The 19834-nt window shown below is 49.7% G+C and carries 14 protein-coding genes; 3 read left to right on the top strand and 11 right to left on the bottom strand.

Annotation, left to right across the window (positions count from 1 at the left end; genetic code table 11):
* Positions 1-45: 45 nt before the first annotated feature.
* Complete coding sequence (locus tag LOK74_RS02530; protein WP_068723726.1) at positions 46-252, top strand: helix-turn-helix domain-containing protein; 207 nt, start codon at positions 46-48, stop codon at positions 250-252.
* A gap of 2 nt (positions 253-254) precedes the next feature.
* Here LOK74_RS02530 and LOK74_RS02525 read toward each other — a convergent pair whose 3' ends face one another.
* From LOK74_RS02525 to LOK74_RS02500, 6 genes are all read right to left on the bottom strand, one after another.
* Positions 255-1103 (bottom strand): replication initiation factor family protein, encoded by an 849-nt coding sequence (locus LOK74_RS02525; protein ID WP_230045059.1) that lies wholly within the window; start codon positions 1101-1103, stop codon positions 255-257.
* Between the two features lie 695 nt (positions 1104-1798).
* Positions 1799-3019, bottom strand: a complete 1221-nt coding sequence (locus LOK74_RS02520) for an IS256 family transposase (protein WP_230042332.1) — start codon at positions 3017-3019, stop codon at positions 1799-1801.
* Between the two features lie 280 nt (positions 3020-3299).
* A complete protein-coding gene (locus LOK74_RS02515) occupies positions 3300-3626 on the bottom strand; it encodes a hypothetical protein (protein WP_230045058.1) in 327 nt (108 codons plus the stop codon).
* Between the two features lie 12 nt (positions 3627-3638).
* A complete protein-coding gene (locus tag LOK74_RS02510; RefSeq protein ID WP_230045057.1) occupies positions 3639-9509 on the bottom strand; it encodes an RHS repeat domain-containing protein in 5871 nt (1956 codons plus the stop codon).
* An 18-nt stretch (positions 9510-9527) separates the two neighbouring features.
* Positions 9528-9956: a fibronectin type III domain-containing protein gene (locus LOK74_RS02505; RefSeq protein WP_230045056.1), complete on the bottom strand. Its 429-nt coding sequence runs from the start codon at positions 9954-9956 to the stop codon at positions 9528-9530.
* 31 nt (positions 9957-9987) lie between these two features.
* Positions 9988-11451 (bottom strand): fibronectin type III domain-containing protein, encoded by a 1464-nt coding sequence (locus tag LOK74_RS02500; protein WP_230045055.1) that lies wholly within the window; start codon positions 11449-11451, stop codon positions 9988-9990.
* Positions 11452-12015: 564 nt separating this feature from the next.
* Between LOK74_RS02500 and LOK74_RS02495 the strand changes: the two genes are divergently transcribed.
* On the top strand, positions 12016-12312 hold the full coding sequence (locus LOK74_RS02495; RefSeq protein WP_230045054.1) for a hypothetical protein: 297 nt from the start codon (positions 12016-12018) through the stop codon (positions 12310-12312).
* A gap of 107 nt (positions 12313-12419) precedes the next feature.
* On the opposite strand, the gene LOK74_RS02490 is transcribed toward LOK74_RS02495, so the two are convergent.
* From LOK74_RS02490 to LOK74_RS02480, 3 genes are all read right to left on the bottom strand, one after another.
* The gene (locus tag LOK74_RS02490) at positions 12420-13718 is read right to left on the bottom strand and encodes an NCS2 family permease (RefSeq protein WP_230045053.1); all 1299 of its coding nucleotides are present in this window, start codon (positions 13716-13718) and stop codon (positions 12420-12422) included.
* A gap of 66 nt (positions 13719-13784) precedes the next feature.
* Positions 13785-14759 carry a transporter substrate-binding domain-containing protein gene (locus tag LOK74_RS02485; protein WP_230045052.1) on the bottom strand — a complete coding sequence of 325 codons (975 nt, stop codon included), beginning with the start codon at positions 14757-14759 and terminating at the stop codon, positions 13785-13787.
* Positions 14760-14818: 59 nt separating this feature from the next.
* A complete protein-coding gene (locus tag LOK74_RS02480) occupies positions 14819-15814 on the bottom strand; it encodes a methyl-accepting chemotaxis protein (protein ID WP_230045051.1) in 996 nt (331 codons plus the stop codon).
* 258 nt (positions 15815-16072) lie between these two features.
* On the opposite strand from LOK74_RS02480, the gene ggt reads away from it, so the two are divergent.
* The gene (gene ggt, locus LOK74_RS02475; RefSeq protein WP_420908716.1) at positions 16073-18193 is read left to right on the top strand and encodes a gamma-glutamyltransferase; all 2121 of its coding nucleotides are present in this window, start codon (positions 16073-16075) and stop codon (positions 18191-18193) included.
* A gap of 201 nt (positions 18194-18394) precedes the next feature.
* Here ggt and LOK74_RS02470 read toward each other — a convergent pair whose 3' ends face one another.
* Complete coding sequence (locus LOK74_RS02470) at positions 18395-18967, bottom strand: nitroreductase family protein (protein ID WP_230045050.1); 573 nt, start codon at positions 18965-18967, stop codon at positions 18395-18397.
* Between the two features lie 40 nt (positions 18968-19007).
* The gene (locus LOK74_RS02465; protein ID WP_230045049.1) at positions 19008-19829 is read right to left on the bottom strand and encodes an ABC transporter ATP-binding protein; all 822 of its coding nucleotides are present in this window, start codon (positions 19827-19829) and stop codon (positions 19008-19010) included.
* Positions 19830-19834: the final 5 nt, after the last annotated feature.

Raw genomic sequence — 19834 nt, 5'->3', positions numbered from 1 at the left:
GTTTATGTCTTTTTGGACGGTATTTGCGTTATTTGGAGGTTAATCATGCCAGTCCGATTACGTCTTAGAGAAATTTTAGAGGAACGGGGTATCAGTCAGCGTGAACTCGCACGTAGGATGAATATCCGTTCTAGTACTGTAAGTCACCTTTGTTCCGACAAGGTTAATGCGGCTTACTTTGATACATTGGAGCAAATTTGCAAGACGCTCGACATACCGCTCCATGAACTGATTGTCTTGGAGGACGAGTAAGGCTAAAGTGCAACTGGCACTTTGCTAATCAAGCCGCCCAATATGGCACAAGGTACAGTAATAACTTCTTCCCACTGCTCTTCCGCTAATCTGTCGAAGTCCAATGTCGGGAGTTGCCGCATTTGCTCCACGATTTTCCTACGGTAATAAGCCGTAACTTCCTTTTGTTCCAGTTCGCCGCGCATCAGTCCGACCACCTTTTGTTGAAGTTTCGTTTTCAGTAGTTTAAGCGAAGTTGCTTGAGCACAAAGGTAAAGCCTGTTGAATCGCGGCGGATACTGAACCAATACGCTCATTGGGACTTTTTCATCCGGCTTATACACGATTTCAAACCTCGTTAATTCGCCTTCGATTCGCACCCCACGCCTTTGTAACAGTTCCACCTTCTTGTCATATACTCGGCAATATCCGGCTACTTGCCGCTGATGTCGCTTGTTGGAGTAGAACGTCCCCTTTCTTTTCTTCATGTTCCGCCCTGTCAATGACAGGACGAACAGTTCAGACAAGGGTAAAGGAATGTCGAACGCAACTTCTGAACGAACATGCAGAATGTCCGTTGCGTTTTTTCCAATCTCCGAAATCCAAGACTGGAAGTAAATCAGAGAATCGGGTGGGCATTCTAGCCGAAGCGTATGTTTCCTTGCTAGTCGGGCATAAACGAGTTGATACGAGAGATACGCCCAGTGCTTACCCTCCCTCACTCGTACTCGGTACTTAAATCCCTTGTCCTTAACGTAAAATGCGGCGTTGTAGTAGTGACAAAGCCACTCGCGAAGCGGATTGAAGAACGTCCAATATACGTTTGTAAAGTCCACTACAATGCGGTCGATTGATACATTCACACCTTCCATGTTCAGCCCCCACCGGAAATTTTTTAACGAATTTCCTTCTATAATTAGAGGGCAAGGTGGCTAGCCTTCACGTTGCCTTACCTGTATATGTTAACTGGCACGTTACCAGAGTGTTCTTGCACAGTAACTATCGGAGCAAATATCTAGATAGTTGCGGAACAAAATTAAACTTCGCACCCTCACTATTTATAGTCGGTGCATCTGTCAAAATAGGTGCGACAACTGACCTGTTCACCCTCTCTATCGAGACTTGCCTGTAATCTGTTGCGATAATTGCAGAATATTATTTTCAGAAAATCCGTGAGAAGACGAAGATAAGATATTTGAAGTAAAACATGGTGGTATCTGATGATATTGAGTCTTTGGTAAGGTTAGAAGATTGTGATAAAGGGTTATATTTTCAAGCATTGCATGTGCGTACAGGCATATTAGAGGAATATTATACGGGTGTGATGAAGGTGAAGTTCTTGTGGAAGTAGCCGACCAATTCATTCGGCACTGGGTGGGGGCAAAAGAAAGACCGGGTCTGTCAAGATTTTTGTGTAAACTTAATCAACCGATATATGAAAAGGTTTCATCCCATAATCGGAACATCTTTCTCGTAGCCAATGGGGGTCAAGGGCGTAAGGCGTAGCAAACCCTTGACCTGATTGGCGAAGAGAAAGACAATCTTTTTGGGGATGAAGCCTTTCATTTTAACGAATGTACGGTTGTACTCTCTCTTCAAAGAATACGGATAGTTGTAACAGGATCTGTCCCCAGTTTTGGACTCGTCCCGTCCATTTCCGTAAGACATCCATCGTCACGAGATAAAGCATTTTGAGAAGGGCTTCGTCCGTTGGAAATACAGCTTTTCCTTTCGTAACTTTCCGTAATTGTCGATGGTAACTCTCAATGACATTCGTCGTGTAAATGAGTTTTCGAATCTCTGGTGGGTATTTGAAGAAGGTGGCGATTTCGGCCCAATTGTTCCGCCAGGAACGTACCAACAAGGGATATTTGTTACCCCAGGACTGTTCAAAATGATCGAGTTCTTCTAAGGCTGCTTGCTCCGTTGGAGCCTTATAGATCGGCTTAAGCTCTGACGTAATCTTCTTCAAGTCCTTGTATGACACATACTTGATGGAATTCCGAATCTGATGGATGATGCACTTCTGAATTTCTGTCTTCGGGTAACATGCCGATATGGCTTCTGTAAAGCCTTTCAGGTTGTCAACGGAAGTGATTAAAATATCTTGGACACCACGGTTCTTCAACTCGTTAAGTACGTGGAGCCAAAACTTCGCGGATTCATTTTCCCCGATCCAGATGCCAAGGACATCTTTGTGGCCATCCAGATCGATGCCAATGACCATATACGCAGCCTTATTGACGATGGCTCCGTCCTGCTTTACCTTAAAATGAATCGCATCCATGAAAACGACAGCGTACACCGATTGCAGGGGACGATTCTGCCACTCTTTAATCAAGGGAATGATTTTGTTCGTTACGTTGGAAATGAGTGTTGGCGAGACCTCAATGCCATAGAGCTGCTGCAGGTGATCTTGAATGTCGCGAGTGGATACCCCTTTGGCGTACATGGCAAGAATCTGATCTTCGATCCCTGTAACGTTTGACTGGTGTTTCTTCACGATAACGGGATCAAACTCTCCCTCTCGATCCCGTGGTACCTGAATGTCGATATCACCATATTCGGAACGAACGGTCTTCTTGCTGTATCCATTGCGACTGTTCGTGGTTCGTTTGTTTTTGGAGTCATGCTTCGCGTAGCCAAGTTCAGTCTCCAATTCGGCTTCCAGCATCTCCTGGATGGTGTCAGCGAACAGCTCTTTTAAAGCTGATTGCACATCCTCCATCGACTTCATGTTCTTTTCCTTAATCCACTGCCTGAGTTGCTCTTTTGGTATGAGGCTCATAAAAAATCCCAACCTTTCTAAGTTAATTGTAAATGAGTAGGTTGAGAGTTTACACAAAATATTTTATAGACTCTTTTCTATATATGCACCATAACGCTACATTTCTAGTCCCCCGCCTCCATAGAAAAATTGGACTTTTACATAGGGAGCTTTCCTCTCATACTAAGATGGCGAAGGGTGTGGTGCGGATAAAAAGAAACCTTGAAAGGCATGTAGCCAATCAAGGTTATAGGATCACACTTACATATCGCCGTGTAAAAAAGGCTATGCCTCTATATCTTTAGAGACTTATATCTAGCATAAAACTCGGTGAAATTATAATTTGAATAGCAGGTTCTTTACTTTCTTGCTTAAAGAGAGAGATTTTCTCATTATCTGCATCAATAAGTCTTAGGTTATTTATTTCAACTTCAAATAGTGGTTTTATTATATCTTTATGCTCTAACCTTACAGTTGCATATTGGTCATAGACAGAAAAGTATAATATTATTGCTAATCCAATATTATCCTTTTTCTGGTACTTGTAAATCTCTGCCTCACTATCTATAATTATCGGTTCGCTTTCAAATAATTCTAGTAGCAAGTATTCATCAAATTTTATCGACACATACTACCCTCCTTATTTTGGAATTACAGTGATTACATCACCATTGGTGTTTGTAATGACGGTAACATCCTTCCCATCATATTTCAATGTATTTGGTCTGTTACCTGGAACTGGCTTAACATTTTTGATCGTGTCTTCTACGACCATTGGAGGAATACCTCTAGGGTCTACAAAGTTCTTGAATTCCTTAGTTCCAGGCTTCAATCCTTTTTCTAGTGCTCTCTTCTCTAATTCTGCCCGAACTTGGATGGTATCTGGTGCCATTCTTTCAAGAGCATGTTCAGAATATCTTCTTCCACCAATTTCTGTACCACCTCTAGGCATGTCCCATCCATTATCAAATTTACCCGTACCCTTAATAGCTTGCTTGACCCCTTGCTTCGCTGAATTGACAAGAATTCCGCCAGTCGACAGGGCCATTTCAATATACATTGCTGTTTCTTCATCGTATTTTGCATTACCTGTATATTCAGGACGAATTGTTTCAGGAACTGCTCCTGATCCATTTAACTCATATAGAGAATCGTAATATTCCCAATAAACATTCCCTTTCCCGTTATCGGTACGTAGAATTCCGCTTGGATCCTTATTTATCCCTCCATTTCCATGCGCTGCGTCTAAGCGATGCCCACTCGGATCAACATACCTCAACGGATTGTTATGCACATACGTATACCGATTCAACGTCAGCGGATTATCCACTTGCCCCTTATACGTATCCTCCGTCACAAACCGCCCAATCCGCGGATCATAATACCTCGCCCGCAGGTAGTACATCCCCGTCTCTTCATCGTAGACCTCACCCGCGTAGCGGAACGGGTTGCTCATCTCTTCCCGATGCCCCGCATCCACCGGATTCCCCCACGCATCGTACTGGTACTCGTTAAGCGTACGACCCGTGTTCTTGTCCACGACCTTCATCACGTCGCCATGGCTGTTGTACAGGTAGAATCCAGACTTGCCAGACACAGCAGCGTCTTTCCGCAATACCAACTGATTCCCATAGACGTTCTGTGCTTTGATTCGACCTGACGCATCCAATTCCTCCACAACACGTCCTTTAAAGTAAACGTACTGGGTCGTCTCTCCCTCCACTGTCTTGGTCGCACGCAGGCCGTTGGGATAATAGGTGTATCTGGCTTCCGTATCGTCTACTTCTGCCTCTATCAGGCGGTTGAGTGCATCGTACTCGTATTCCCACGATTCGGTCGGCATCGGGAACTCACCCGATAGCTGCCGTTTCCGGTTGCCCAGTCCATCGTATTGATACTCCCTCACTTGCTCGCCGGGATTGGCTTCCTCTACGATGCGGTCGATCTCGTCGTATTGATACGTCCACACCTGTCCATCTCGCAGGACAGCGGCGATGTTGCCAAAGTCGTCGTAGACGTTGGTCTCGTCCCATCCGTTGCTGTGCGTGGTCTCCAAGGTTTCTCCAAACGAGTTGCGCTCGGCCTCCATGGAAATGCCGTTCGGATAGGAGGTCGTAACCGTCTCCCCGTCTTCATCGGTGTCATAGTCGTAGCTCACCTGTCCGGTTAGCGGGCTGTTGAGACGTTCCAAGCGACCCAATTCATCGTATTCGTATTCCACTTCCGTACCGTCGGAATAGACAAAACCGTCTACCAGATCGTCCAGGTCGTCCAGGTTGTACGGGTTGATCGTATCCGGATCGTTTTGATACTTCACCCGGTAGGTATGGCCCAGCGCGGTGAACTGAGTCATACGATGAAAGGGATCGTAACGGTAGCGCACCGTATGGCCTCCGGTGTCTGACTCCTCTACCAACAGACGAGAGCTCGGATCGTACTCGTTTTGCTTGGTGTAGACTACATCGCCAAAGCGATCGGAGATCTCCAATTCCTCTACCTCATAGTAGGGCGTATAGTCGTACTCGTATTCTTGCCCCGCTTTATCGGTGTAGGTGTCGACATTTCCGTTGACCGTGTAACGATAGCTCTCTTCACGGTCGTTGAGCAGATCTTCCTCTGCCAGCTTCCACGACAGCACATTATAGCGATAACGGGTAGTGTGCTGGTCATTTTGGTAGACGTCGATGAGATTGTCTAGTGCATCGTAGGTGTACCGGTACTCGTTGTGCTCCGGGTCCTCCAGGTAGATCAGGTTGCCGCGCAGATCGTACTGATACTCCCAATCCCGTGATTCACCGGTATCTCCCTCTACCTCTTTGTCGGTGACAAAGCCAAAGTCGTTGTAGTCGTAATGCGTCGTTTGCTCCTTGTTTCCGTCCCCTGTCTCCTCTACGGTTTTTTCCGCGCGTCCGTATCGATCGTAGTAGGTAGCCACTGCGAGACCATTGGGGTACTCCACCTTCTCTGCCCTCATCGGCAGATAGCTGCCCGTTCCCTCGTCAAACGCGGCATTAGCCCGCCAATAGGTGGTTTCTTGGCCCAATGCATTGGTTGCGGATGCCAGCGAACCGTCATCGTTGTACAGATAGGTGGTCTTTCGCTCCTCTTGTGCATAGGGGTAGCTGTTGCGCAGCTGACGGCCATCAATCCAGTAGAAGTTGTACAACATAGGTCGCCGTTGAAACGTTCCTCTGGTCAAGGCTTGCTCCAACTGATACTCCACATCGCCAAATGGCGTGTAGACCGTCACCAGTATTTTGAAGTCCGGCATCACCTTTGCCACTGTCCGTTTGGTGACCGTATCGTCGTACAGATACCAGATCGCTCGCTCCTCACCGTATCTGGGGACAAACGTTTCCTTTTTGGGTCGACCCAGCAGTTCGTACTCATAGCGCACGTAACTGCCGTCCGGGTAACCCTGCTTGATCAGGCGATCCAGTCCGTCATACTCGTACGTCAATCGCAGATTCTCCGTCTCTCCCTCTGCCAGCTCCACATCTTCGATCGTCACTTCGGTGATATGAAGGTTGTTCTGGTCGTAGTCAAACTGACGCGTCACTTCTTTCTCTTCGGCACCGTAGATTTCCTCGCGCATGCTTGTCAGGACGAATTCATCATCTTCGTCATAGTAGTAGCGCCGTTCGATTCGATCTGTATGCTGGCCGCCTGGGTATGAATCCTCGATCACTTCGTCGGTGAGATATCCTTCTTCGTTGTACTCATACTGTTCTTCATGTACGAGTGTGCCATCTGCCGACTCCTTGACGACGTGCTCTACCTGACGAAAATCATCATCAAACACGACGTAATCCCAGGTCGTCTGATTCCCCAGCGGATCCTGTTCAAAAATTTTGTCCCCATATCGGTTGTAATCGTACTTCGTCTCATGGGCGTACAGGTGAATGCGATCCTCCACCTGCTCGCGATCCTCCACCTCGGGGTCCATCAGGTAGTCAAACACATCCTGGGCTGCCAGTTCAACTTCAGGAGTCGGAGCCAGAAACGTATACTGATAGGTTGGATCGATGTCATCATCTTCGTAGGCAAAACTTAGATATGTTTCTGGATTGTAGCTGTACTCTTTGCCATCTTCACGGTCGTCCAGTGGGTTGAACCGATAGCCGGTCGATTTCACCAAGCGTAGCCGGTGAAACCCCTCTTTATTCACCTCAAACGTCTTTTCTACCGGACGGCCGAACATCAGGGACGGGTACCGCTCCCTGGAGATAACCCGATCCCCACTGCGCCGTTCGTCCACTCCCCGCAGCCGCTCGATTTCCTCCTTGGGTCGCTTCCAGACTTCGCTGTTCGTCATCGTATAGTCCTTGGTAAACCACTTTTTCTCCAGCGGACTTGTCTCTGGATCATTGGGATTGCGTTTAAACGCCTCATATTCGTAGCGAACAGTCGTAACCGGGTGATACGTGATGTATGATAGTGCCTGTTTGTCGAGATACAACCTGACTACGTTGCGTTCAAAAGGATTTTTAACCGATGTATTGGGATCATTGGGACCATATGGCCCATGGTAGTAGTGGCTGTACCGGTACCCCAGTGTAAGACCCTGTATCGGATATTTAGCCTTGTCCAGCAGCAGGTAGCGGATCACACTCCTCCTGTTAAAATCCGCGTCGACATAGGCCTTCGATTCAATCCCCTGGTAATCGAGCAGGACCTTGCCGTTTTCTGCAGGCAGTTCATAATTTAGCGTCAGATTAAACTCGGCATTGCCCATCATAAATGGATCCAGGTACGTATAACTCGCAATCGTTTTGCTTTTCTCACCCTGTTCTGGTTTGACAGGAACTTCCTCTACACTGCTGAGCTGATAGAATTTATCTGTTGCTTCCGATTTATCCGGATTGATCAACATTTCTTTTTGCTCGACATGGTATCGGATATGCTTGAGCAGCTTCTGACGCGATGCATCCTCATATACTTTGAGATCGGTAATGACGTCCTTGTCATTCTTCTCAATGATTACGATACGTCCTACACTGTCGATAATCTCAATCGGAATATCCTCGTTTCCGTCCGGTATACGATAGATGATCGTATTGCCATAAGGGTCTACTTTTCTTACTTCCAGGTAGTCCGATTCATGCTCCATATGGTAGTAGTACCCGTCTCTAGTCACGCTAATTTCCCCGCCAAAATACCGTCGCGCAGAGACACCACTGTACGGAGACAGGAGTCTGATCGGGCCAGAAAGATCATCGTTCCCCCCTTCAAACGTAGAACCGTCATCAAGTGTGATCCGAATCCAGCGATCGTATTGGGTATCTCTGTTCAGCTTGTATTTGATCCCGATGTCCGTTTCCTCGCTTTCAACCTCAATCGGTTGATTGGACTCTTCAAACATGGGGAAGTTAAACGACCAGCCGGCTCCAAGGGTGAAAGGCCCGGGGACGTCATCGTTTTTCGTTACGTTGATCGCTTCTTCCCTGTTTTTGTATTTCAAACTGGGTTGGGTAATCAAGCTGTCCAGGGAGTTATACCGTCGCTGAATCACCAGATCCATGCCTTGCTTGCCCTTTAGCACCAGATCGGTCTCCACCAGATTGGCTGCCCTGTAGAGTTCATCTACCGGATTGTCCGTGTTGCTCTTCCAATGCGTGTTTGTAAAGTCCTTAGGGGTATATACCAGTTCTTCTGGTGGCACATTGGTCAATTGTTCCGTGATGTCAAACGAGCTTTGCGCTACCTCGTCCACAGCAGTAAGACTTTTCGCTTTGCCGTTTCCGTTGCCGTTGCCGTTTCCTTTGTCGCCGCCTTTATTTCCTCCGTTGTTGCCACCGTTCCCCTTGTCTCCACCGCCTTTGTTGCCTTTGTCACAGCCCTGGGCATTGCCGTTGTCTTTATCGTTGCCGCAGTTGCCTCCTCCATCGTCATCTCCTCCCTCACCTTGTCCAGGAGGGCCGGATGGAGGATTTCCCGGGTCAGGGTTGCCGTTATCTTTTTTTCGCTTCCACTTCTTATGGGTAAACCCCGCGACCGGTGCGTATTTGATCAAGTGGTTGTATTGATCGATGTCCAGTTCCTCTATCTCCCACATCACATCTTCTACCGACCAATCGTAGGTTTCGTTGATCTCGTCTATGGAGAGCAGTTTCTGCAGATTGGTGTAAAAGAACGATGCGATCTGGATCGTTCGTCTTTCAAACAGTTCGTTGATTTTGACTACGGCGTGGGCGGTGAGTTGATCCCACTGCATCGCCAGAATGTCCTCTTCTGTCAGGACCGGCTGCTCCGACGTATCCGGGTACTCGATGTCCGAGTCGTCCACGAGGACCTCAGGATAATCGTCAAAAACCCAATCAGCTGTATCGTCAAGCAGTCCCGTATGGTCAATAAAGCCATCCGTCTCCTCTATACCTGTGGTACTCAGGGCATTCGGGACACCTGCTGTTTCATCTGTTTGTCCAAACACAACGCCCGCTGGTGCCACCGAGGAGAGGGCGATCACCAGTGACAGGCAGATCGTATACGCTTGGCGCAGCCACTTTTTCATCCGTATCTTCACCTCTTGCTAGGAAATGTCAAATTCTTGATCTGCTTTATCAGGCTCCGATTGGTAGATCACTTCTGTGTTGTTGCCGTTATCGTCATAGTAATAGGTCCAGATCTCCTCATACGAGCTCATCACTTGCTTGAGCAAACTCCCATCGTAGATGTACTCGTAGGAAAAGGGGACCGTCTCAATCTCCACTTCTACCGGATCACTTTCGCCAGCTTCATTTGCTGCGGTTATGGTAAAGACATATGACCGGTCTGGCTGCAGTCCAGTTATCTTGACGTTCTCTCGTCTCAGTTCTTGCTCGTATCCCATATAGCGGATCTTGTAGACGGTCGCCCCTTCGACCGGTTTCCACGTCAGATAAGCACTGATCGAAGTGACTCGCTCCACTTCGACAAGCGGCGCCTCTGGTGGGTCCGGCATATCAGCTAACGTTTGCACCAACAGGACAGCTGACGCCCCATCCTTTCCATCAGGGCCAATCGCCCTTAGGTGAAGTTCGTATACGGTACTGGGTTCCAGATCGTCTAGCTCGTATTCCGTCGTGTATCCCACATCCACTTTTTTCCCCGTTGATCCAGAGATCGTAACGGATCGCTTCAGGTATGGGGTCCCACCGCAGCAGAACCGACTCGGACAGAATCTCCTCCGCTACAAAGTTTTCAGGTGCCGGAAGATCCCCTTCATGTAGGGGCGGGTCGGGAATGTCAGGTGGTGTGATCGTCACTTCTACATGTACCCGGTCACTTTCCCCGGAAATATTTCTGGCTTTTAGGTAGAAATCATATGTTTCGCCTATTTGGAGTCCGTGGACGATATAACTGGTCTGCAGAGAGCCGAGAGTGGCGATTTCCTCATCCTCTTGATAGAGTACGTATTCTGCTGCGTAATCGCTCTCTTCCCACTCCAGCCGGAGTGATGCATCTGGTAACACCTCAGCGTTGAAATCGTCTGGTTCTTGCGGGACCAGTGGGTAGGTCATCGTTACCAACGCGAATTCATCCAGGATCTCTGTGCCAGATATGGCATCATTGTTCAATATGTGTATGGCCAAAGGTTCGAGGTTCTCAAACGTATAAGAGGTATCTTCCGTTCTCAGTTCGTCTTCCTTTTCTTCTTCCGAGTAGAAATACAATTTATAATCGTCCACCCCTTCCACAGGAGACCACTCAAAGTGAAGATTGTCCATGCCACTTACCGCCTCTACCTGTTGAAACTTGTCTGGCAAAAGGGCGATAAAATAATACGGATCGCTCTCCCTGGAATCATTCACTGTTCTCAGATAGAATTGGTAAACCGTAGAACTTGGCAGTTGTAGTGTAGCTGTCGTCTCCGTCGTTTCCACAAGCAGTTCATTCGGTTCTTCTTCAGAGAGATCGGCAAAATAGACACGATATTCTTCCGCTCCTGCGACCTCGTTCCACTTCAGGTCAATCGTCGTTGGCGTCATTTCTTCTGTTGCTACAAAACTGGGCGCCTCTGGAACCGTCATCGAGCGAAGGTTTGCAGACACATCTCGTTCGCTGGCGGTATTCAGCTCACGGTTCCCTTTGTTTTTTTGAATCCCCAGATCATCTATCGAGATTTCTTTCATCACTTCGCCGGAAACCTCATCTGCCTGTATCAGCGAAAAGTCATCTCTTGTGCTGATAAATAAGATGAGACTTTCTTCTCTTACGGAGAGCTTCACCTTTACCTTCCCCTCATACCTCCCGAGTGAAGTCTCATAAACCAGCGTTTCCTCTCCTTTTTCCCGCTCCTCTTTGCGCAGAAAATACTCCTCTGTCTCAACGTCCATGACAACGGAGTACGTATGATGCTGACGAGATATTTTTTTTACGACTTCGAACGGTTCATCCTTCGCCGCCCCATACGCGGAATGGGCATGAATCAACAAAAATAACAAAACGAATAAGGACATGCACCTCTTCAACATGCTCTCCCTCCTGCTTGTTTCTCTCGGATCGTCAAATGGCTTCAATCCACAACGGTAACGCTTTTTCTGACTCCTCCCTTCCCGATCCAAACACAAAATAGAACCATTTCACGCAGAAATAGGGCTGTACAATCAGGTGTAGCCCTGCTATTGATGTGCATGCTTGATGTATGTTCGGCAATCCGGTTGTGTTCGTTCGTGCGTGAACCGCAGATATGTCGTTAGTCCCATATTAGGTTTGGGGGATTTGCCATTACCGAGAGAATATGTATCTACATGCAAAAGAACACAAGGGACTATTTCCCTGTATCCGACTTATAAAAACAACTTTTTTGTCGTAAAAAGGATAAACTTGCTCACTAATAGGCTTTAATACTTTAAAATACGTAAGCAGTTGCGGAATAAACAAAAAAACACCCTTGCTTTCAGGGTGTCTTACGTATGGAGCCAAGCAATAGGATAATGGCCTGCCAAAATCGGCTTGCGACAGGAGTAAAACCATACCATTTGCACACACTAAGAATGGTTTGGAAACGGACTGCCAGACAGGAAAGGAGCGTCATGATGGGCAAAAGACCGAAGCCGACCTACGAAAAGTACGACAAGCCGGATTATCATGAGTTGGAGACGGTCCAGTCCCAGCGAAACGAAATCCTCCAAGAAGAGTTCCCAGAGGGCCCTTATGGCGCCGCCACGGATGAGCGCTACCTAGGCAAAGCGACCGGATGGGAAGAGGGTCAGCATTCGACCAGCACCCGCTTTGCCTACGAGACTCGCAACTTCCACGAGGGATTGTCCCGGCACGAGCCTGCCTCTCATCCTACGCACAGTGACCCCGAACACGACGAAGAGCCGCTCTAAACAACAACTTGACCGCTGCCCAAAAGGACAGCGGTCCGTATCATGATGCAATGACATGCAACTCTCTCTCACCTGTCAACTGCTGCTCGTCTAGACCAGGCAGTTGACTAATGGCCAAAAAATCCAATCTGTATGAAGAACAGCACGGCAAACAAGTACATGATCGGATGGACGTCTTTGGCTTTGCCCCGCATGATTTTCAGCATCGGATATACGATAAAACCGAGACCGATCCCCGTAGCAATACTGTAGGTGAGCGGCATGGTGATGACGATCAGAAAGGCTGGAAATGCCTCCTCAAAGTCCTTCCAGTCAATACTGCGGAGCACGTTCATCATGAAAAACCCGACGATAATCAAAGCAGGCGCGGTAATCGCCGGAATGCTGGCCAGCACCTGCGCAATCGGCGCAAAAAAGAGGGCGATGGCAAATAACAAGCTGACCACTACAGCCGTCAGACCGGTTTTTCCGCCAACGGCCACCCCGGCGCTCGATTCGATATAGGCTGAGGTGGGACTAGTCCCCAGCGCTGCTCCCAGTGTGGTTCCGACTGCGTCAGCCAGCAAGGCCGACTTGGCACGGGGAAAGTTGTTGTCTTTCATCAGACCCGCCTGTCCCGCTACCCCCAGCATCGTGCCGGTCGTGTCAAAAAGCGTAATCAGCAAAAACGTAAAGATGACAGCATACAGCCCCTGCTCCAGCACACCGGCCAAGTCCATCTGAAAAGCAGTCTTTTCCAGTCCGGTTGGCATGGAGAAGATTTGTGCCGGCAGCTCCATCATGCCGAACAGCCAAGCGAGCAAAGAAGTGATGATCATCCCGATAAACAGGGACCCCTTTACCTGATAGGCCAGCAGGATCAGCGATATGGCAATCCCGATCACCGACAGCAGGGTCATCGGTTCCGTCAAGTTCCCGATCGTGACCAGGGTGGCGGGAGAATCGACGACGATTTTCGCACTTTGCAGACCGATAAACGAAATAAACAGACCGATCCCGGCGGTAATCGCATGCTTCAGGTTGTTCGGTATCACATCGACCAGCAAGCGGCGAAAGCCGGTCAGCGAAAGCAGGGTAAAGATCAGTCCGGCAAAAAAGACGGCTCCCAACGCAGCCTGCCAGGAGATACCGCCACCAGCCACAACACTGTAGGCGAAGTAGGCATTCATCCCCATCCCGGGGGCTATCGCAATCGGATAGTTAGAGAATATGCCCATCAAGAGTGTGGCGACGATACTGGTCAGGATTGTCGCGATAAACACCGCCTGAAAGTCCATTCCGGCATCGCTTAAGACGGCTGGATTGACAATGACGATATAGACCATGGTGAGAAAGGTCGTAATCCCGGCCAGCACTTCCGTGCCTACCGTTGTTCCTCTCTCTTGCAGTTTAAAAAGCTGATTCAATGACCCACCTTCTCATCCAACATGTGACATAAGAGAAGCCTGGTCCGAAAACCAGGCTTGCCGTCACTATTCTATCCATTTTTTATACAGCTTGTCAAACTCACCTTTTAGCTTCATTTCATCCATCCACAGTTCGATCCAGTTCTCGAATACCAGGTCGCCGCGGTGCATCAGATACCCTTTTTCATCAACGGTGAAGGTTTGGTCGGTCAGTGCGGCGTAGAGACGCTCATCTTCTTTGGCGTAGAGCATCGCTTCGATGTTGTCCGTGATCATCACGTCCACTTCACCAGCGGCTACCATGTGCGGAATCTCCAGATTGTTCTCGACCATGATGATCTCTGCGTTTTTGATGTTGGCGCGAACAAACTTTTCATTGGTCCCACCGGGATTCAGCCCGATCTTGACGTCTGGCTGGTCGATATCGGCCAGGCTTTTGAAGCGGTCTTTGTCTGCCAAGCGAATCAACGGAGATTTGCCGAAACTGATATACGCTTGGGAGAGATGAGCTTTCTTCTGCCGTTCCACATTGCGGGTAATCCCGCCCACTGCGATATCAAACTTGTCCGCGAGCAGGTCTTCCATCAACGTCGGCCAAGATGTTTGCACGAACCTTGCTTCCACGCCCAAGTTCTTGGCCAGCAGTTTGGCAGCGTCAATGTCGTAGCCCTCAAACTCGTTTGTCTCAGGGTTGAGGTAGGTAAACGGTTTGTAGTCACCTGTCGTACCAATCCGGATATAGCCTTGTTCGATAATCTTGTCCAGGCGGGATTGGATGTTTACTTCTTTTGTTTTCGGATCCCAGGTGACGGTTTGGCCCAACGCTTGGCTAACTGCTTCAACAGGTACCATCACACCGCTGTTCGCTGCGGCCAGATCGACCTGTGCAGCACTCGCCGCCTCCTTGGAGACCTGTGCAGCACTCGCATCCTCTATGGGGACCGGTGTCCCTTCCGCTGAGATCGACGGGGTGAACAGATTCCCTGCGAGCAACGTGACTGCCAATGCGGCAACTGCCAATACCTTGTTTCTCCTTTTCAAAACACTCACTCCTTTCTTGGATATCTGGATGTCTCTCTATTGTTTTCGGATGAAATCTACTACATCTTAAATCGACGGACAGCCTGCTCCAATTCTTCGACGACACTGCCCAAGGATTGGATCGAGACCGAGATCTGCTGCATGGAAGCCAATTGCTGCTGGGCTGCGGCCGCCACTTCCCGGGTACTGTCAGCCGAATTGACGGCAATCCGCGTCATCTCTTGCACCGAGGCAGTCACTTCTTCAGAGCCTGCCGACATCTGTTCCGCCGCTGCCGACACCTCTTCGATTTGGCTGGCTACATACTGGACGGATGACAGGATATTGGCAAAACCTTGACGCAGTTCTTCGATCAGGTCAATTCCCGCCTTCACATCCTGCTCCCCTTCGGTCATGACTCCTACCGCATGACCCATATCATCGCGGATCTCCGTAATCAACTTGGCGATTTGACGAGTCGAATCATCGGACTGTTCCGCCAGCTTGCGCACTTCATCCGCCACGACCGCAAACCCTCTGCCGTGCTCTCCGGCCCGAGCCGCTTCAATCGCCGCGTTCAGCGCAAGCAGGTTAATCTGGGCGGCCAGTTCGGAGATGGTCTCCAGGATCAGCCCGATCGCCTCGGAACGATCGCCCAGACGATGAATCGCCCCAGCTACGCGGTCCGTGGCGTTATTGATCTTGTTCATCTGCTGTACCGCTTTATCGATCCAGACACCGCCTTGTTCCGCTTCTTTGGCCGCATCCAGCGATGCACTGGAGACGGACGAGGATGTCTCGGCGATCCGCTGAATGCCGACCGACATTTCCTCAATCGCCCTGGACGTCTCTTCGGCGCTTCGTACCTGTACCTCCACGCCATTGGTCACCTCTTCAATCGAACGGGTAATGGTTTGCGCGGCCAGGTTCGTCTGGTCAATGCCGACCGCCAGCTCTCGGGTAAACCCGTTCACGCGTTCAGAGGCACCGGTGACGCCTTGCACCAGTTGTTTCAACGTCCCGATCGTGCGGTTAAACTCGGAAGCCAGTTGGGCCACTTCATCCTTTCCTTTCACGGAAACGGATTGGGTCAGATCGCCTGTGGCGAAAAACCTTATGGATTTTACGCAAATTTTATGAAAAAAAACACCAACTATTAAAAAATCACCCTTCCTTTATATGGTAAACGAACAGATTGCTTGGTTTCCTAAGATCCGTTCTCGCATCCGACAGCGTTACTCGAAAGAAAAATCTAAATATACAGATTATTTTTAGCGAAATCTTGTAGTTTCCCGTATGTTTCCATAGTCATTCCACTACAATGTAGCAACAAGATGAAAAAGGGGGAATGTTCATTGAATCGATGGTTTCATCTGATCAGTGCTTTGTTGTTGGTGTTTGCTTCCATCACGCCTGTGTTTGCTGCTGTGCCCGGCGTATCTGAAGAGATGCCGAGTGCAGCAAAAGGAATTGTCGCCGTCTCACATCCATTGGCGGCAGAGGTTGGCAAAACGATTCTCGCGGAAGGCGGGAATGCGGTCGACGCGGCTGCCGGGATTCAATTGGCCCTCAACGTGGTTGAGCCGATGATGTCAGGAATCGGCGGTGGCGGGTTCATGATGATCTATCTCAAAGAGAAAAACGAGATCAAAGTGATCGACAGTCGCGAGATGGCGCCGCAAAAGGCCACGCCCGATCTATTCCTCGACGAAAACGGCAAACCGATTCCCTGGTTCCAACGTCATACCAGTGGAAATGCGGTAGGTGTTCCCGGCACCTTGAAAGGCGTAGAATACGCTCTGGAACAGTACGGTACGATGCCGTTATCCCAGGTGATTGATCCAGCGATTACATATGCCAGAGACGGGTTCAAGGTAAACTGGTCGATGGAGCAGTACATCGCCGAAAATATCGAGAAACTGCAGCAGTACGGAACGGCTGCTGAAGTCTTCATTCCAGACGGCAAACCGCTTCAAGAAGGGGATCTGCTGGTTCAGCCCGATCTGGCGAAGACTTTCTCGCTGATCAAGGAAAAAGGGTCCGATGCACTGTACAATGGAGAGATTGGAGAAGCGTTGGTCGCGGAAGTGCAAAAACGGGGCGGCGTGATGACCACGGATGATCTGCAGCAGTACCAGGTCAAAGAACGCGAACCGGTTCGCGGCATGTATCGCGGCTATGAAGTGGTTTCCATGTCTCCGCCAAGCTCCGGCGGCTTGACCGTCCTGCAAATCTTGAAACTGATGGAAGGCTACAATGTTGAAAAGATGGGTGTCAATTCACCTGAGTACCTGCACCGTCTGATCGAAGCGATGCACCTCGCTTACGCTGATCGGGCGATGTACATGGCGGATGAAGATTTCTATCCGGTACCGAAAACAGGGCTGATTGACGACGAATACATCAAGCAAAGGCAAGAGCTGATCCACCCCCGCATCGCCAATGCCAACGTACAAGCGGGCGACCCATGGAAGTATGAACCTGACGGCGAGAACAAGAAAAAACGGGCGTCTGTACAAGAGGAAAATCCGATTGGACAGACGACGCACTTTTCGGTGATCGACCAATGGGGCAACATGGTTTCCTACACCACGACGATCGAGCAAGTGTTTGGTACCGGGATCATGGTTCCAGGCTACGGCTTTATGTTGAACAACGAAATGACCGATTTTGATGCTGAGCCAGGCGGGGTCAATCAGGTAGAGCCTGGAAAGCGGCCGCGAAGCAGCATGTCGCCAACCATGGCGCTCAAAGACGGCCAGCCGTTTATGGCGGTCGGCTCGCCGGGAGGACCGACGATTATCACATCCGTTGCGCAGACGATCATCAATGTGATTGATCATAAACTGCCGATCCAGAAAGCGATCGAAACGCCGCGCATCTATTCCAGCAGCTATCCAAATGTACGCTGGGAAGCAGGGATTGAGCAAGACGTGATTCTCGATCTGATGTCCAGAGGTCACGTGTTTGAAGAACAGCCGCAAGACATCGGAAACGTGCAGGCCGTGCTGTTCGACTACGAAACGGGCAAGATGTACGGTGGCGCGGACAATACCAGGGAAGGAACGGTACTTGGCGTAGACGCCGTCTCTTTTGTCCAACCAGAACCGGACGCGCCCGCACTATGGAATCCGAGCGAGCTTCAACTGAAAGTGAACGGAGCACGTTATCCGTTTGCGGAAGGACAATTGGTTCTCCAGGATGGTACCGTCTGGGCCGCTGCTGCTCAGTTGGAACTAGCATTAGGGATCGAATCCAACCGTTTTGCGAAGCTGGAGACGACAGTAAATGGAGATGTGTTCCTGCCGGTGAGAAAAGTAGCTGAGACGCTCGGCTACAAGGTGGGCTGGGACCAAGCGGACCAGGCCGTGCTGCTGGAAAAAGAACAAAGCCCTGTCTCTGAAAACGAAGTACAAAAAGCTTATCAAGAAGATGTGTATAAAATCACCAACTAGCATGGAAGCAGCCGCAAGGTAGATTTAGTAAACCTCAGTGCTGCGATCGCAAGCTGGCACCTGCCATGCAACAGGTGTCAGCTTATTTTTCACTAAAGGGAGGGTTCACCCCACCATGATCATGTAAACAGCAAACAGCATGCTTGCGGTTCCATGGGTTTTAAAAAAAACGACCATTCCTAAGCAGGAATAGCCGCTTTTTCATTCATCATACCAAACTGTTTTCTCCGTAAAGGGCCTTCCCACTGACTCCCGCTGCGGCAGATCAGGATATCCGACGTAGACGAAACCGAGCAGTCGATCGCGTTCGCCCAAGCCGAAAAATGGTTTCAAATCTGGTTCATAGGTGATGCTGCCCGTTCGCCAGATCGTACCCAGCCCCAGTTCGTGAGCCGCCAGCATCATATTTTGCACGGCACATGCGACAGCCTCAATCTCTTCGATTTCGACCACTTTCTCCTGCTCGGACGGAGTGACGGCGACGGCGATCACCACAGGTGCCCGCAGTGGTTTGGACTTCAGTTTTTCGATCTTGGCCCGGACGTCTTCCGTCTCTTGATCCGCTATCTTGCCCATCGCAATCCGAGCCATCTCTTCTCCCAAGCGTTGGCGCGCCCTTCCCTGCAGGACAAAAAACTTCCAAGGCTGTGTTTGATGGTGACTGGGCGCCCAGGTAGCCGCTTCCAATATCTTCTCAATGCATTCACGAGGAGGGACGTCTAGCTTTACTTTGCCGATCGAGCGCCGCCCCTTGAGCGCTTCCCACAACTCCATGCACATGATCTCCCTTCTCCCCCATACATGGGGATTGGCGTCACACACCTACTCCCGTCAAGGATCGGATACGAACATTTCTTCCTTTGCTGTAAGGGATGCACATCGGCGTCCCATATAGGGGGTCGGTGGCGATTTGACATTCCAGTTGAAACACATCGCGGACCATCTCTTCCGTGAAGATCTGTTCTGGCGCTCCCTGGGCGTAGACCGACCGATTATGAACAGCGACGATATGGTCGGCGTAACGGCAGGCCAGATTCAGATCATGCAGCACCATGACGATCGTTCGCTGCTCGGTTTGATTCAGCTCATACAACAGATCGAGAATCTCGATCTGATGGGTCATGTCGAGATAGGTGGTCGGCTCATCGAGTAATATGGTTTCCGTCTCCTGAGCCAGCGTCATCGCAATCCACGCCCGCTGCCGTTGTCCTCCGGAGAGCGAGTCGACCGGCCGATCGGCAAATGGAGTCATCTGCGTCGCTTCCAGCGCCTTCATCACAGCCTCTTCATCTCGCTTCGACCACTGCTGCAGCCAGCTCTGGTAAGGGTATCTCCCCTGCTTGACCAACTGGAGAACGGTCAATCCTTCTGGAGCTGTCGGGCCTTGGGGAAGAATCGCCAGGCGCTTCGCCACTTCCCGGGTAGACAGCTTGGTAATCTGTTCCCCATCGATCAGCACGCATCCCTCTGCCGGTTTCAGCAGACGAGCAAGTGAACGGAGCAGAGTTGATTTGCCGCAGCCGTTGCTTCCGATGAATACGGTAATCTTTTGTTTGGGGATCTGTAAATCTAACTTGTCAATGATCACGGTGTCGTCATACGACAACGTCAACTCTCTTGCTTCCAATCCCTTCATTGTGC

Origin of the sequence: Brevibacillus humidisoli, assembly GCF_020923435.1 — a bacterium.
Classification (GTDB): Bacteria; Bacillota; Bacilli; order Brevibacillales; family Brevibacillaceae; genus Brevibacillus_E; species Brevibacillus_E humidisoli.
Note: the sequence above shows the minus strand (reverse complement) of the source record. Positions and strands in the feature narration are given on the sequence as shown.